20 protein-coding genes are annotated in these 14,883 nt (G+C 59.3%); 8 read left to right on the forward strand and 12 right to left on the reverse strand.

Going from position 1 to position 14,883, the window contains the following annotated elements; translation table 11 throughout:
- Positions 1–41: 41 nt before the first annotated feature.
- Positions 42–896 (forward strand): RNA polymerase sigma factor RpoH, encoded by an 855-nt coding sequence (gene rpoH, locus ACYZT6_RS29125; protein WP_007897890.1) that lies wholly within the window; start codon positions 42–44, stop codon positions 894–896.
- A 198-nt stretch (positions 897–1,094) separates the two neighbouring features.
- Here rpoH and mtgA read toward each other — a convergent pair whose 3' ends face one another.
- A complete protein-coding gene (mtgA, locus tag ACYZT6_RS29130) occupies positions 1,095–1,817 on the reverse strand; it encodes a monofunctional biosynthetic peptidoglycan transglycosylase (RefSeq protein ID WP_462029633.1) in 723 nt (240 codons plus the stop codon).
- A gap of 74 nt (positions 1,818–1,891) precedes the next feature.
- Here mtgA and ACYZT6_RS29135 point away from each other — a divergent pair, with 74 nt between their 5' ends.
- From ACYZT6_RS29135 to ACYZT6_RS29155, 5 genes are all read left to right on the forward strand, one after another.
- Positions 1,892–2,263 carry a DUF423 domain-containing protein gene (locus ACYZT6_RS29135; RefSeq protein ID WP_462029634.1) on the forward strand — a complete coding sequence of 124 codons (372 nt, stop codon included), beginning with the start codon at positions 1,892–1,894 and terminating at the stop codon, positions 2,261–2,263.
- Positions 2,264–2,334: 71 nt separating this feature from the next.
- A complete protein-coding gene (gene thiS, locus ACYZT6_RS29140) occupies positions 2,335–2,535 on the forward strand; it encodes a sulfur carrier protein ThiS (RefSeq protein WP_165557463.1) in 201 nt (66 codons plus the stop codon).
- 60 nt (positions 2,536–2,595) lie between these two features.
- Complete coding sequence (locus tag ACYZT6_RS29145) at positions 2,596–3,390, forward strand: thiazole synthase (RefSeq protein ID WP_008068101.1); 795 nt, start codon at positions 2,596–2,598, stop codon at positions 3,388–3,390.
- Between the two features lie 9 nt (positions 3,391–3,399).
- Positions 3,400–4,125, forward strand: coding sequence for a tRNA (guanosine(46)-N7)-methyltransferase TrmB (trmB, locus tag ACYZT6_RS29150; RefSeq protein WP_462029635.1), 726 nt, complete (start codon positions 3,400–3,402; stop codon positions 4,123–4,125).
- 186 nt (positions 4,126–4,311) lie between these two features.
- Positions 4,312–5,103 (forward strand): hypothetical protein, encoded by a 792-nt coding sequence (locus ACYZT6_RS29155; protein WP_462029636.1) that lies wholly within the window; start codon positions 4,312–4,314, stop codon positions 5,101–5,103.
- Between the two features lie 147 nt (positions 5,104–5,250).
- Here ACYZT6_RS29155 and ACYZT6_RS29160 read toward each other — a convergent pair whose 3' ends face one another.
- The 10 genes from ACYZT6_RS29160 to ACYZT6_RS29205 all read right to left on the reverse strand — a co-directional run bounded on the left by ACYZT6_RS29160 (position 5,251) and on the right by ACYZT6_RS29205 (position 12,250).
- Entirely contained in the window at positions 5,251–5,574 is a 324-nt protein-coding gene (locus tag ACYZT6_RS29160; RefSeq protein WP_131061120.1) for a DUF3392 domain-containing protein, read from the reverse strand.
- A 22-nt stretch (positions 5,575–5,596) separates the two neighbouring features.
- Positions 5,597–6,802, reverse strand: a complete 1,206-nt coding sequence (hemW, locus tag ACYZT6_RS29165; protein WP_462029637.1) for a radical SAM family heme chaperone HemW — start codon at positions 6,800–6,802, stop codon at positions 5,597–5,599.
- Positions 6,799–7,395, reverse strand: coding sequence for an RdgB/HAM1 family non-canonical purine NTP pyrophosphatase (gene rdgB, locus ACYZT6_RS29170; protein WP_462029638.1), 597 nt, complete (start codon positions 7,393–7,395; stop codon positions 6,799–6,801). Before rdgB ends, hemW begins: the two co-directional genes overlap by 4 nt.
- Positions 7,392–7,826 carry a DUF4426 domain-containing protein gene (locus ACYZT6_RS29175; RefSeq protein ID WP_462029639.1) on the reverse strand — a complete coding sequence of 145 codons (435 nt, stop codon included), beginning with the start codon at positions 7,824–7,826 and terminating at the stop codon, positions 7,392–7,394. Before ACYZT6_RS29175 ends, rdgB begins: the two co-directional genes overlap by 4 nt.
- Positions 7,827–7,852: 26 nt before the next feature.
- Positions 7,853–8,473, reverse strand: a complete 621-nt coding sequence (gene metW, locus ACYZT6_RS29180) for a methionine biosynthesis protein MetW (RefSeq protein ID WP_462029640.1) — start codon at positions 8,471–8,473, stop codon at positions 7,853–7,855.
- A gap of 7 nt (positions 8,474–8,480) precedes the next feature.
- Complete coding sequence (gene metX / locus ACYZT6_RS29185) at positions 8,481–9,620, reverse strand: homoserine O-succinyltransferase MetX (RefSeq protein ID WP_462029641.1); 1,140 nt, start codon at positions 9,618–9,620, stop codon at positions 8,481–8,483.
- A gap of 181 nt (positions 9,621–9,801) precedes the next feature.
- On the reverse strand, positions 9,802–10,098 hold the full coding sequence (locus ACYZT6_RS29190; RefSeq protein ID WP_462029642.1) for a DUF167 domain-containing protein: 297 nt from the start codon (positions 10,096–10,098) through the stop codon (positions 9,802–9,804).
- The gene (locus tag ACYZT6_RS29195) at positions 10,098–10,685 is read right to left on the reverse strand and encodes a YggT family protein (protein WP_462029643.1); all 588 of its coding nucleotides are present in this window, start codon (positions 10,683–10,685) and stop codon (positions 10,098–10,100) included. The genes ACYZT6_RS29190 and ACYZT6_RS29195 overlap by 1 nt, the downstream gene beginning before the upstream one ends.
- A 24-nt stretch (positions 10,686–10,709) precedes the next feature.
- On the reverse strand, positions 10,710–11,528 hold the full coding sequence (proC, locus tag ACYZT6_RS29200; protein ID WP_462029644.1) for a pyrroline-5-carboxylate reductase: 819 nt from the start codon (positions 11,526–11,528) through the stop codon (positions 10,710–10,712).
- Between the two features lie 35 nt (positions 11,529–11,563).
- The gene (locus ACYZT6_RS29205) at positions 11,564–12,250 is read right to left on the reverse strand and encodes a YggS family pyridoxal phosphate-dependent enzyme (RefSeq protein WP_462029645.1); all 687 of its coding nucleotides are present in this window, start codon (positions 12,248–12,250) and stop codon (positions 11,564–11,566) included.
- A gap of 56 nt (positions 12,251–12,306) precedes the next feature.
- On the opposite strand from ACYZT6_RS29205, the gene ACYZT6_RS29210 reads away from it, so the two are divergent.
- Positions 12,307–13,341: a type IV pilus twitching motility protein PilT gene (locus ACYZT6_RS29210; RefSeq protein WP_461977523.1), complete on the forward strand. Its 1,035-nt coding sequence runs from the start codon at positions 12,307–12,309 to the stop codon at positions 13,339–13,341.
- 156 nt (positions 13,342–13,497) lie between these two features.
- On the opposite strand, the gene ACYZT6_RS29215 is transcribed toward ACYZT6_RS29210, so the two are convergent.
- On the reverse strand, positions 13,498–14,115 hold the full coding sequence (locus tag ACYZT6_RS29215) for a C40 family peptidase (RefSeq protein WP_461956131.1): 618 nt from the start codon (positions 14,113–14,115) through the stop codon (positions 13,498–13,500).
- Positions 14,116–14,364: 249 nt separating this feature from the next.
- Between ACYZT6_RS29215 and ACYZT6_RS29220 the strand changes: the two genes are divergently transcribed.
- Entirely contained in the window at positions 14,365–14,796 is a 432-nt protein-coding gene (locus ACYZT6_RS29220; protein ID WP_131060571.1) for an NINE protein, read from the forward strand.
- Positions 14,797–14,883: the final 87 nt, after the last annotated feature.

Here is a 14,883-nt window from a genome sequence, read left to right on the forward strand (position 1 = left end):
GTGCTGAACTGCACGAGTTTGTAAGTGGGAGGTTTTTTCGTATGACCAATTCTTTGCAACCTGCATATGCTCTGGTCCCGGGTGCGAACCTGGAGGCCTATGTGCACACCGTGAACAGCATTCCATTGCTGACTCCGGAGCAGGAGCGTGAACTGGCCGAGAGTCTCTATTATGAGCAGGATTTGGGGGCGGCTCGGCAGATGGTGCTCGCCCACCTGCGTTTTGTTGTACATATCGCCCGTAGCTATTCCGGCTACGGCCTAGCTCAGGCTGACCTGATTCAGGAAGGCAACGTCGGCCTGATGAAGGCGGTGAAGCGCTTCAACCCGGAAATGGGTGTGCGCCTGGTTTCGTTCGCGGTGCACTGGATCAAGGCGGAAATTCACGAGTTCATCCTGCGCAACTGGCGCATTGTGAAAGTCGCGACCACCAAGGCCCAGCGCAAGCTGTTCTTTAACCTGCGCAGCCAGAAGAAACGCCTGGCGTGGCTGAACAACGAGGAAGTCCACCGTGTGGCGGAAAGCCTCGGCGTAGAGCCGCGGGAAGTGCGCGAGATGGAAAGTCGCCTGACCGGCCATGACATGGCCTTCGACCCGGCCGCAGAAGCGGACGACGACAGTGCTTTCCAGTCGCCGGCCAACTATCTGGAAGACCACCGGTACGACCCGGCCCGTCAACTGGAAGATGCCGACTGGAGCGACAACTCCAACCACAACCTGCACGAAGCGCTGGAAGTGCTGGACGACCGCAGCCGTGACATCCTTTATCAGCGCTGGTTGGCTGAAGAGAAGGCCACGCTGCACGACCTGGCGCAGAAGTACAACGTGTCGGCAGAGCGGATTCGTCAGCTTGAAAAGAGCGCGATGAACAAGCTCAAGTTGTCGATCGCCGCTTAACCTGCGCGCCCGGCAATAAAAAACGCCCCGATCATTGATCGGGGCGTTTTTGTTTGTGCCTACTGATGACACACCGCCCCCTGTAGGAGCGAGGCTTGCCCGCGAAAGCGGTGTATCAGTCGAAGAAGAGGTTGGCTGATATACCGCTTTCGCGGGCAAGCCTCGCTCCTACAGGGGATTGCATCGTCGCGGAAGTAGTTACCGGGTCCAAGGCGCGCGCCGCGAATCGTTGAGCCCTACAAGGTAGCTGTCGCCTCCGAGCTGACTCATCTGCTGCCGGATCCACCCGGCCCGTCGCGCAACATAGTTGGTCGGATGGCTCGCGCTCCACACTCGCGGGTTCGGCAGCACGGCAGCCAGCAAACTTGCCTGCTGCCGGGACAACGACCTGGCACCAACACCAAAGTGATGCCGCGCCGCCGCTTCCGCGCCAAACACCCCGTCATCCCACTCAACGCTGTTCAAGTACACCTCAAGAATCCGCTGCTTGGGCCAGAGCACTTCAATCAGCCCGGTAAACCAGGCTTCCAGGCCTTTGCGCAGCCAGCTGCGCCCAGACCACAAAAACAGATTCTTCGAGACTTGCTGGCTCAAGGTGCTGGCACCGCGAATCGAACCGCCGAGCTCGTTATGGGCCAGTGCTTTCTGGATCGCGCCAAAGTCAAAACCCCAATGCTCCGGGAATTTCTGATCCTCGCCCGCAATCACGGCGACTTTCAGGTCATCGGAGATTTCATCCCAGGGCTTCCAGGTGCGTTGCAGGTCAATCGGTTCGCCGTCGAACCAGGATTCGACCTTGCGCTCGATCATCAACGCCGTTCCCGGTGGCGGTACCACGCGAAAAATCAGAACCAGCAAAATGCTGCCGCCCGCGAACCAGAGCAGGGCCTTTGTGAATCGTCGCAAAAATATACGCAGCATAGAGATGGCTTGGCCGAACCCGTTGAGCGGGCCATTATACAGACCCTGTTGATCGAGTCTGACTGGAGTTCTTCATGCTGCGTGGCTTTCTGATGCTGGCCGCTTTCTTCGGCTTCACTGGCGTTGCGCTTGGCGCGTTCGCCGCCCACGGCCTGAAAAACCGTCTGACGTCTGAATACCTGGCGATTTTTCACACCGGCGTCACGTATCAACTGGTGCACACCCTGGCCTTGCTGGGCGTGGCACTGCTGGCCACGCAGATTCCCGGTCGCCTGATCACGTGGGCGGGTGCATCGTTTGCCATCGGCATACTGCTGTTTTCCGGCAGCTTGTATCTGCTGACAATCACTGGCGTGAGCAAGCTTGGCATCGTCACGCCTTTCGGTGGTCTCGCGTTTCTCGCGGGCTGGATTTGCTTGGGGCTTGCCGCTTGGCGCTTGGGCTGACTTAAGGGCTTGGGTCGCCAAGACTGATCGGGCTAGAATGCCAGCCCCTAAAAATGATGGCGGCATTCGGCATGCGCATTCAGTTGAACGGCGAATCCCTTGAACTGCCCGACGGTGAAACCGTGGCGGCCCTGCTGACCCGTCTGGAACTGACCGGACGCCGTGTGGCGGTCGAACTCAATCTGGATATCGTCCCGCGCAGCCAGCACGCAGACACCACGCTGAACGACGGCGACAATGTCGAAGTGGTACACGCCATCGGCGGCGGCTAGTCGCCCGGCCCGCAAGGGTACAGAATTCTGCAAGAACCTCACCCCTACAGAGGATTTCCCATGAGCATCGTTCGTAGCGACAAGCCCTTCGTCCTGGCCGGTCGTACTTACCAGTCGCGTTTGCTGGTAGGCACCGGCAAGTACCGCGACATGGAAGAAACCCGCCTGGCCATCGAAGCCTCGGGTGCCGAGATCGTCACTTTCGCCGTGCGCCGCACCAACCTCGGCCAGAACCCGGGCGAACCGAACCTGCTCGAAGTCCTGTCGCCGGATCGCTACACCTTCCTGCCTAACACCGCCGGTTGCTTCGACGCTACCGAGGCTGTGCGCACCTGTCGCTTGGCCCGTGAGCTGCTCGGCGGCCACAACCTGGTGAAGCTCGAAGTGCTGGCAGACCAGAAAACCCTGTTCCCTAACGTGATCGAAACCCTCAAGGCCGCCGAAGTGCTGGTCAAGGAAGGCTTCGACGTGATGGTCTACACCAGCGATGACCCGATCATTGCCCGTCAACTGGCGGAAATTGGTGTTATCGCGGTCATGCCACTGGCTGGCCTGATCGGCACGGGCCTGGGGATCTGCAATCCGTACAACCTGCAGATCATCCTCGAAGAAGCCAAGATTCCGGTGCTGGTGGATGCCGGTGTCGGCACCGCTTCCGACGCCACCATCGCCATGGAGCTGGGCTGCGAAGCGGTGCTGATGAACTCGGCCATCGCCCACGCCCAGCAGCCGATCATGATGGCTGAAGCCATGAAACACGCCATCGTCGCGGGCCGCCTGGCCTACCTCGCCGGTCGCATGCCGAAAAAACTCTATGCCAGCGCCTCCTCGCCGCTGGATGGTCTGATCAAGTAAGAGCCATTGATGACTGAATCAAACGACACGCCAATCCAGACGGAAGAAGGCGAAGAGCGCCAACACCGCCGCATCAAGAGTTTTGTGATGCGCGCCGGGCGCATGACCGAAGGCCAGCAAAAAGGCCTGGAGCAGGGCACTCCGCTGTTCGTCCTGCCGCTGGCTGACGCGCCGGTGGACTTCGACCAGGTGTTCGGCCGCTCGGCGCCGCGCTCGCTGGAAATCGGTTTCGGCATGGGCCATTCGCTACTGGAAATGGCCGCAGCCTCGGCGGAGCAGGATTTCATTGGCGTGGAAGTTCACCGTCCAGGTGTCGGCGCGCTGCTCAATGGCGTGCTGACCCAGGGCCTGACCAACCTGCGGGTCTACGATTGCGATGCGATCGAAGTACTCAACCGTTGCGTGGCCGACAACAGCCTCGATCGCCTGATGCTGTTTTTCCCGGACCCATGGCACAAGAGCCGTCACCACAAGCGCCGTATCGTTCAGGCGTCCTTCGCTGAACTGGTGCGCAGCAAGTTGAAAGTCGGCGGCATTCTGCACATGGCCACCGACTGGGAACCGTATGCCGAGTACATGCTGGAAGTGATGAACGTCGCGCCGGGTTATCGCAACCTGGCCGAAGACGGCAAGTGCGTCCCGCGCCCGACCGAGCGCCCGATCACCAAGTTCGAACGCCGCGGCGAACGTCTTGGGCATGGCGTGTGGGACCTGAAGTTCGAAAAACAGTCCTGAGCCGTAACGCAATAAAAACTGTGGGGGCGAGCTTGCTCGCGATAGCGGTCTGACTATCAACGAAGATGTTGAATGTCAGGCCCTCATCGCGAGCAAGCTCGCTCCCACATTTGTTTTGTGCCGGGTTCAAGAATGATGCCTGGCCGCCGAAAGCTCTAGGTCCCCACTTGTAAAGGAAGACAGGTCTTGAAAGTCATTTTTGTCTGCACGCTATTTTTAAGTCTGCTGTTTTCTGCAGCTTGTGAACGCGTTGTAACGCCCGATGAATACTTTGCACGCGCCCAGAGAGTGGCCGACAAATTCAAGCGTGAGGCCGATGAAAGGTTAAGGCTGGAGGCCGCCGGGGAATCTGCTATCACGTTCAGTCCAGAGCAGCTGCGCAATGCAGAAGGTGATTTGGAAGCGCTCGCAGACAATCTGAAACGAGCGTCGGATGGCGGACACACGGGTGCAACGTACTTTCTGGCCAACCTGCAGGACAATCCGATGTTCTCTGAGCGCACGCGCAAGGAGACGTGTGGCCTTTACCAAAAAGCCATGGACCAAGGCTTGCTGGCGGCAGCGGTTGGCTATTACCACTTGTGTGATAAGGCATACGAGAGGTTTGATCTGCACAACGCGGATCACCTGAAGTATTTGCAGTCGCTGGAACAGTTGCTGCAAAAGCCCGATGCCCATGGTGACGCCTATCCGTTACCGGCCAAGCATTCCCTGTGTTTCGTGGACGAGGCGGTGCCCTCGCCGGAGCAGGGTGTGCTGGCGGCCATGCAGGCTCGCGCCGTCGCGCTGGTCCTGACCGAAGATCAATATCGAGCCGAGGCCAATTACATTCTGGCGCTGACGCGTGTAGACAAGGATGACCGGCCTGACAGTGAGAATATTGCCTACCTGGATGAAGCTGAAGCGTTGGGCTGCAATGATTTTCACGGGCTAAGCGCCCTGATGCGCAATGCAGTCAAGGTCGCCGACAAGCAATAAAGGCATCGCAATACAAAAACTGGGGGAGCGAGCTTGGTCCGGGCGGCGTTCCGACGATAGCGGTCTGACCCTCAACGAAGATGTTGAATGTCAGGCCCTAATCGCGAGCAAGCTCGCTCCCACCGTTGTTTTCGGTTGTAGTTGGAGTCAGCGGCGGTCAGCGACTACGCCGATCAACACCAGCACCACCAACAACACCGGCGCCAGGCTGTAGTTGTTGAACTGGCTCAGGCCTTTGATGATCCATGGCGTGGCGTAGATCAACGCCACGCCGCTCCCGATCATGCACACCAGCGCGAGCAACGGCACGCGCAAGGCACCGGCGATGCTGCCCAGGCGTTGGTCGACCCAGCCTTTGATGTCGGCGCCGAACAGCACCAGCAGGCAGCCCACCAATGCCAGAGAAATCTCCGACAGGTTGCTGCGGCTCCAGCGGGACACGGTGGCGAGCAGGTCGAGTATCAAATCCATTCGTTTTCCCCTAAGGCTGAAATCAGCTCAGAAATGTTTGCAGCAAGTCATTGAGAAACAGCTGTCCGCGATCGGTCGCCGCCAGACGTGACGGTTCGACCTGCAACAGGCCGCTTTGTTCGGCTTCCCGGCGGCCTTCAGCGAGGCTTTCCAGGCTCAGTCCGGTGCGTTCCGGGTACAGCCGCGACTCGACGCCCTCGGTCAGGCGCAAGGCATTCATCAGGAAATCGAACGGCAGCTCTTCGTTGGTCAGCGCTTTCTCGCCGGCCTTGAAGCTTTTGGCCGGATTCAGGTAATCCTTCGGCAGGCGAGTTTTCCAGGTGCGCACGATGCGCCCGTCCGGATGGCTGAGCTTGCCGTGGGCGCCGGCACCGATGCCGATGAAGTCGCCGAAACTCCAGTAGTTGAGGTTGTGCCGAGCTGGACGACCAGGTTGTGCATAGGCCGAGACTTCGTATTGCGCGTAACCGTGTTCGGCGAGCAGCGCCTGTCCGGCTTCCTGAATGTCCCACAGCGTGTCGTCTTCCGGAAGCACAGGCGGCTGGTTCCAGAACACCGTGTTCGGCTCAAGGGTCAGCTGATACCAGGACAGATGCGTCGGCTTCAGGGCGATGGCCTGGCGCAGGTCGCTCAACGCATCGTCCAGTGACTGATCCGGCAAGCCGTGCATCAAGTCCAGGTTGAAGTTATCGAACCCGGCCTGACGGGCCATGCCGGCAGCACGCACGGCTTCGTCACCGTTGTGAATCCGTCCGAGCGCCTTAAGTTTTTCTTCCTGAAAACTCTGAATGCCGATCGACAGGCGATTGATCCCCAGCGCGCGGTAGGCGACGAACTTCTCTTGTTCAAACGTTCCCGGATTGGCTTCCAGGGTGATTTCGATGTCACTGGCAAACGGAATGCGCTGCTCGACGCCTTTGAGCAAGCGGCCCAGGGCTTCGGCACTGAACAGGCTCGGCGTGCCGCCTCCGAAGAAGATCGAACTCAATTCTCGACCGTAGACCGCGTGCAAATCCTGATCGAGGTCGGCCAGCAACGCGTCGACATACTCTTCTTCGGGCAGCACAGGGCTGGCGGTGTGGGAGTTGAAGTCGCAATAAGGGCATTTGCGCACACACCACGGGATGTGGATGTACAACGCCAGGGGCGGCAGCAATGGGAGCGCGGCCCGGGGCGCTGGTGCGGCACCGCCGAAGATCAGCGGTGACGCGGATGATTCAAGGGTCATATCAAGCCTAGACGCTGGCGCAGCAGATCCATTGCACGGGCGCGGTGACTGATGAGGTTCTTGTCGCTCGGGCTCAGCTCGGCGCTGGAGCAATCGCGCGACGGCACCCAAAACAGCGGATCGTAGCCAAAACCGTGTTCGCCGCTAGCCGCCGGCAGGATACGCCCGTGCCACAGGCCTTCGCAGAGGATCGGCAACGGATCGTCAGCATGACGCACCAGCGCCAGCACACAAACGAACTGCGCGCCGCGCTCGGCTTCCGGCACGTCCTTCATAGCGTCGAGCAGTTTGGCGTTGTTCGCCGCATCGCCCAGACCGTCAGCGTAACGAGCCGAGTAGATCCCCGGCGCACCACCCAGGAAATCCACCGCCAGCCCGGAATCGTCGGCCAACGCAGGCAGGCCGGAGATGCGCGCGGCATTGCGGGCCTTGAGGATGGCGTTCTCGACAAACGACAGGCCGGTTTCTTCAGGCTCGACGCTGCTGAACTCGCCGATCGAGCGCAATTGCACCGATTCGCCGAGCATGGCCTGGAGTTCCTTGAGTTTGCCGGCGTTGTGGCTGGCCAGTACGAGTTGCGTGAAGTTCATCATTCGCCGGGGAAAAGCTCTTGGTTGAAATTGATGGTGTTGGTTTTATCGCCGTTCTGCACCTTGATCTCGAAGGTGCGGACTTCCTGCTGATCGACCGGGAACTGGGCGATGTAGTAGATCGCGCCTTGTTCGGTGATCTGTTTGAATTTCAGCGGCACACTTTGGCTGGTCAGGTCTTTGACCGTTCCACTGACTTGAGCCATCAGCGGTTTGCCTTCCTTGATCACCGAAACGTTGATCACGCCTTGGTTCTTGCTGCGGGTGAGCTCCGCGGCTTTGGCGATATCGGGTGTCAGGAAGGTGGAGTTGAAGGTGTTGTAATGCACCGTCACATCGCCAAATTTTTCCTGACGATCACCTTTGATGACGTCGGCGGCCATCGCAGTGATGCTCAGGCAGGCAGTGAGTACAAACAGCGCTAGACGACCCATGATCGTTCTCCTTGGAATGTCGTGGTTCAGACCGCGATTTTGTGATCCTGCAACCCTGGGCTGCTGACGCGGTAAATACCGATTTCACCTAATAGATTAGGCCATAGCTTACTGGCCCACCCGTGCCGATGCTGTTGATCCACGGCAAGGCGATCAATGACCTTCGCTTCACGTTCGCGGCACAACGCTTCAAAGTCTTCGAAGGTGCAGAAGTGGATGTTCGGCGTGTTGTACCAGGTGTACGGGAGAAAATCGGATACGGGCATCCGGCCCTTGCTCGCCAGGTACCAGCGGCAGCGCCAGTGACCGAAGTTGGGGAAGGTGATGATGCACTGGCGGCCGACCCGCAGCATTTCGTCGAGGATCTTGTCCGGGTAGTGCACCGCTTGCAGCGCCTGGGTCATGACCACAACGTCGAAGCTGTTGCTGGCGAAGTTGCCCAGGCCCTTGTCCAAATCCTGCTCGATGACGTTGATGCCTTTGGCCACGCACTCGGCGATATTGTCCGGGTCGTTTTCCAGGCCGTAACCGGTGACTTGCTTGTTATCGCGCAGCCAGGTCAGCAGCTCGCCGTCACCGCAACCGAGGTCGAGCACGCGGCTGCCGGCGGGGATCCATTCCTGGATGATTTCCAGATCAGCTCTCATGGCTTTCTCACAACGTAATGCGGTTCATGTAATTGCTGAAGGCCTGCAAGTAGCGCGGGATCGGAATCAGGAAGGCGTCGTGGCCTTGCGGAGCGTCGATCTCGAGGTAGCAGACGTCTTTCCTGGCCGCCATCAGCGCGTCCACCAGTTCCCGCGAACGGGCAGGGGAGAAGCGCCAGTCGGTGGTGAAAGACATCACGCAGAACTTGGCCTGGGCATTGGCGAAAGTTTTCGCCAGGTCATCGTCGAAGTTGGCCGCCGGGTCGAAGTAGTCCAGCGCCTTGGTCATCAGCAGGTACGTGTTGGCGTCGAAACGCCCGGAGAACTCTTCGCCCTGATAACGCAGGTAGCTTTCAACCTGGAACTCGACGCTGTGGAAGTCGTAGTTGAGCTTTTCACTCTTGAGGCCACGGCCGAATTTTTCGCCCATCGAGTCATCGGACAGGTAAGTGATGTGCCCGACCATCCGCGCCAGCATCAAGCCGCGCTTGGGGATCACGCCCGCCTCCTGGAACGAACCGCCGTGGAATTCGGGGTCGGTGAGGATCGCCTGGCGCGCCACTTCGTTGAAGGCGATGTTCTGCGCCGACAGCTTGGGGGCCGAGGCAATGGCCAGGCAGTGCCGAATGCGATCGGGGTAAGTGATGCTCCACTGCATCGCCTGCATGCCGCCGAGACTGCCGCCGATCACGGCGGCCCATTGGCTGATGCCGATCCGGTCAGCCAGGTGCGCCTGACTGTGAACCCAGTCTTCCACGGTCAATACCGGGAAGTCGGCGCCGAAGGGCTTGCCGGTCTCCGGGTTGACGCTGCTCGGGCCGGTCGAGCCGTTGCAGCCGCCGAGGTTGTTCAGGCTGACCACGAAGAATTTGTGGGTGTCGATCGGCTTGCCGGGGCCGATGCAGCTGTCCCACCAACCGGGCTTGCGGTCGTCGGGGCTGTGGAAGCCGGCAGCGTGATGGTGACCCGACAGGGCGTGGCAGATCAGCACGGCGTTGCTCGCCGTGGCGTTCAGCGTGCCGTAGGTTTCGTAAATGAGGTCATAAGCTGGGAGCGAACGGCCGCAGGCCAGGGCCAGGGGTTCACTGAAGTGCGCCACTTGCGGCGTCACCAGACCAACAGAATCGGCGGGAAAGGCAGTTGGCATCGACCCTGCTCTCGTTGAAATGAGGCGTAAGTCTAAAGACCGGTGGGGTTAGCGGCAAGCAAAGGGCGGGCCTGATTTCATTCAGTTAGACCGAGGTGTGGCATTCGCGGGCAAGCCTCGCTCCTACAAGGTTACGCAATCCTGTAGGAGCGAGGCTTGCCCGCGAAGAACGATGACGCGGTTATCCTGCTGGACGCAGCAGATCCGGCAAATCCGGCAGCTTTTTCGGCGAACAGATCCGCACACGTTTTTGCCGGTTCAGCTCGCCGCTGATCAAACTCACCTGACTCTTTGAAACCCCAAACGCCTTCGCCAGAAACGCCATCAGATACGCATTGGCCTTGCCTTCAACCGGCGGTGCCGTCAGGCGGATCTTCAGTCGATCACCGTGCAGCCCGCAGAAATCATCGCTGCGGGCTGCCGGTTGCAGGTGACATTCCAGAATCACATCGTCACCGTCCCAGCGAAAGTAGTTCATCAGATCAGGCCGAGCAGCCCCTGCGGCATCAGGGCGTAGTACGCAAGGCGCGGGATCAGCCAGCTTTGCAGCAACTGGATCACGATAAACGCGAAGATCGGCGAGATGTCGAGGCCGCCCAGGTTCGGAATGATCCGACGGAACGGGGCGAGTACCGGTTCAGTGATCTGCGCGACCAGTTCTGCGCCCGGATTGTGGCTGCCCGGTGCGACCCAGGACAGAATCACGCTGATGATCATCGCCCAGAAAATAATATTCAAAAACAGCGACAAGAGCGCGATCAGCGCCCATGGCAACAGGAACAGCCAGTCGACCATGAAGCCTTTGAGCAGCAGGATCACCGCGATCAGGAGCATCTGCAGGATCAGCGCCAATACCAGTGACGACATGTCCAGTCCGAACATGCTCGGGATGACCCGGCGCAGCGGCTTGAGCAGCGGTTGAGTGGCTTTCACGATGAACTGGCAGAGCGGGTTGTAAAAGTTCGCCCGAACCAGTTGCAGGATGAAGCGCATCAGTACGATCAGCAGGTACAGGCTGCCCAGGGTTTTAATTATGAAAATGGCAGCGTCATTGAGTCCAAGCATCATTGATTCCTTTGTAAGAGCTGATTAGCGGCCAAGTTGCTCAGCCATCTCGGCCGAGCGGTGCGCAGCGGCGCCGAGTGCTTTTTCGACCAGCGCTTCGAAGCCGCCGGCCTGGAACGATTTGATTGCAGCTTCCGTGGTGCCCGCAGGCGAGGTCACGCGACGACGCAATTCTGCGGCGTCGACATCGCTGGCCACGGCCATGTGCGCGGCGCCCAACGCGGTTTGCACCGTCAATTGGGCGGCGATGTCCGCTGGCAGGCCGAGCTTCACGCCGGCGGCGGTCATCGCTTCAATCAGCAAAAAGAAGTACGCAGGGCCGCTGCCGGAAACGGCGGTAACCGCGTCCAGTTGCTGCTCTTCGTTCAGCCACAGGGCAATGCCGACGGCCGACAAAAGTTCTTCAGCTTGCTGGCGTTGTTCAGCATTCACTTCTGCCGTGGCGAACAACCCGCTTACGCCCTGACGCAACAGCGCCGGGGTGTTGGGCATGCAGCGCACGATCGGCTGGGCGCCGAGCCAGTTGTTCATGCTGGCGCAGGTGATGCCGGCCGCAATCGAGACCACCAGTTGATTCGGCTTCAAGCTTGGGCGAATCGCTTCGCACACGGCTTTCATCGCCTGGGGTTTGACCGCCAGCACGACCACGTCTGCGTCTTGAATGGCATCGGCGTTGTCGGCGAAAACTTCAATGCCGTGTTCGGCCTGCACTTTGGCGCGGGTTTCGGCGCCCGGATCGCTGGCGCGGATCTGTGCGGCGTCCAGGCCTTTGGCACGCAGGCCGCCGATCAGGCTGGCGGCCATGTTTCCGGCACCGATAAAGGCAATACAAGTCTTGCTCATGTCAGGTCCTTATAGAGAGGTGCGTCAGCCATGGTTCATGGCTGACTGTAGTCGCGGGCGCCAAACAGGGCTGTTCCGATACGGACCCAGGTGGCGCCCATGGCGATGGCCGACTCGAGGTCGTGGCTCATGCCCATGGAAAGTGTGTCGAGCGGCAGGTTCAGGCTGGCTTGCAGGCTTTGCACGGCAGCAAAAGCAGCGTCCTGGGCGGCGCGATCTTCAGTCGGCTCAGGGATCGCCATCAACCCGCGCAGCTGGATGCGCGGCAATTCGCTGATGGCCTTGGCCAGGGCCGGCAGGTCGGCCGGGGTGCAGCCGGACTTGCTGGCTTCACCGCTGACGTTGACCTGGATGCAGATGTTCAAGGGAGGCAGATCGGCAGGGCGTTGTTCGGACAGGCGTTGTGCAATTTTCAAGCGATCCACGGAATGCACCCAGGCGAAGTGCTCGGCGATAGCGCGAGTCTTGTTCGATTGAATGGGGCCGATGAAGTGCCAGATCAAGGGCAGGTCGGCCAATTCGAGCTGTTTGCCCAGGGCTTCTTGCAGATAGTTTTCGCCAAAGTCATGCAGGCCGGCGGCATAGGCTTCGCGCAGGGCCTCGGCGGGCTTGGTCTTGCTCACGGCGAGCAGTTGAACACTGTGCTCGTCGCGGTGAGCAGCCTGGGTCGCTGCCTGGATACGCGAACTAACCTGGAGAATGTTGTCTGCTATCGTGGACATCAAGAGGCGCCGGCTGTCTGAAGGTTGGCGGCATTCTACTGGAATTGAGGAGCGCTATGGATATCACTGAGCTGCTGGCCTTCAGCGCTAAACAGGGCGCGTCCGACCTGCACCTGTCTGCCGGCCTGCCACCGATGATTCGCGTTGACGGCGATGTGCGGCGCATCAACCTGCCGGCCCTGGACCACAAACAGGTGCATGAACTGATCTACGACATCATGAACGACACCCAGCGGGTGGACTTCGAGAAACACCTGGAAACTGATTTTTCCTTCGAAGTGCCCGGCGTGGCGCGTTTCCGGGTCAACGCCTTCAACCAGAATCGCGGTGCGGGCGCGGTGTTCCGGACCATTCCGTCGAAGGTCCTGAGCATGGACGACCTCGGCATGGGCGAGGTGTTTCGCAAGATCACCGAGGCCCCGCGCGGCCTGGTGCTGGTGACGGGCCCCACCGGTTCCGGCAAGTCCACCACCCTGGCGGCGATGATCGATTACCTCAACAACCATCGCCATCACCACATCCTCACCATCGAAGACCCGATCGAGTTCGTCCACGAATCGCGCAAATGCCTGATCAACCAGCGCGAAGTCCATCGCGATACCCGCAGCTTCGCCACGGCCCTGCGCTCGGCGCTGCGGGAAGACCCGGACGTGATTCTGGTGGGGGAGATGCGTGATCTGGAGACCATCCGCCTGGCGTTGACCGCCGCCGAGACCGGTCACCTGGTGTTCGGCACGCTGCACACCACGTCAGCGGCGAAGACCATCGACCGTGTGGTGGACGTGTTTCCGGGGGACGAAAAGTCGATGGTGCGTTCGATGCTGTCCGAGTCGCTACTGGCGGTGGTGTCGCAGACACTGATCAAGAAGATCGGCGGCGGACGCATTGCGGCACACGAAATCATGCTCGGCACCTCGGCGATCCGAAACCTGATCCGCGAAGACAAGGTGGCGCAGATGTACTCGTCGATTCAGACCGGGGGCAATTTGGGGATGCAGACGCTGGATATGTGCTTGAAGGAGTTGGTGACCAAGGGCTTGATCAGCCGGGAGCATGCGCGGGAGAAGGCGCGGTCACCGGACAATTTTTGACCGGTCCGGAAACGCCTTCGCGGGCAAGCCTCGCTCCTACAGGTTATTTGTCGTTCGCCAATATCGCGATTGACTGGAAACCTGTAGGAGCGAGGCTTGCCCGCGAAGAGGGTCTCACGATCAAAGCAAATCCCGGGTCAGGCCGGGGATTTCAAATCAGCGCTGAACAACCTGAAGGGTGTTCTTCTCTTTCGGCAGAACCCGCTTGGCAACCACGTAGTGGCTTTCCCAATACGGTTTCTTCAAGGTGTCGATGGTCACCGACTTGCCACGACGCGGTGCGTGGATAAAGCGGTCGTTGCCCAGATAGATGGCAACGTGATTGACTCGACGGCTCTTGATGTTGAAGAAAATCAAGTCGCCCGGCTTCAGATCCTTGCGATCGACTTTCTCGCCATGACCGCTGGCCATGGCATTGGACGTGCGTGGCAGGTCGAACGTGGCGTCGTTGAACGCGTATTTCACCAGGCCGCTGCAATCGAACCCTTTACTTGGGCTGCTGCCGCCCCAACGGTAAGGTGTACCGAGGACGTTGACGGCGCGACTCAGCACGTTGCTGCTTTCCTTGGTCGCCATCGGCGGAACAAGGCTGCTTTTGCTGACCAGCTGTGGAGCACGTTTTTCGGATTTCTTGTTTTTGCTCGAAGGAGCAGAAACATGGGATTTTTGGGTGTAACCATTAACGTTTGGAAGACGTTGCTCACGATTGGTGGCGTGGGCGGCCAGTGGCATCAAAAGGCAAATGGTTAGCCATGTCTTGAAAAATGGACGCATTAGGCAAGGCTCATATAAGTTAGCGCGCAACTTTATAACAGCTTTTTTTGACGTTCCGAGGCCGTTGGTCGATTCAAGTTGTGGTCAACGGAACCAAATAAGCGGCAAATGGACGCAATTGTCGGACAGAAGTCAGGTGGTATAAGGCTTTGACGGAAACGACGTTAACATGTGCCATACGTCGGCAACCTGTAAAAAAGTCACAAAGAATTCAAGAATATTTATCTATCGTGTGAATCGAGGTCCTTCATGAACACCTATCAACAGGCCGGCCCGCAGCAAGACACGCACAGCAAAATGATCGGCTATCTGCTGTGGATTTTTGGTTTTACCGGGGCTCACCGCTTCTATTACGGCAAGCCAGTGACCGGGACGATCTGGTTTTTCACCTTCGGTTTGCTCGGCATTGGCTGGCTGATCGACCTGTTCCTGATTCCGGCCATGGACCGTGAAGCGGACCTGCGTTTCACCGCCGGGCCCATCGAGTACAACGTTGCGTGGATTCTGCTGACGTTTCTTGGGGTATTCGGCGTACACCGGATGTATCAGGGGAAGTGGATCAGCGGATTGCTGTACCTGGTGACAGGCGGGTTGTTCTTTCTGGGGGTTTTGTATGACTTCTGGACGCTGAATGATCAGGTGTCCGTGCGTAACGCGCAGAACAGAGGCACCTTCCAGTAAGCCATCGTCGGAACGCCGCCCGTAGCCGGCTAGCTCCCACACAGGATCTGTGAACAACACAAATCCCCTGTGGGAGCTAGCCCTGCT

The organism is Pseudomonas sp. RT6P73 (assembly GCF_054897715.1).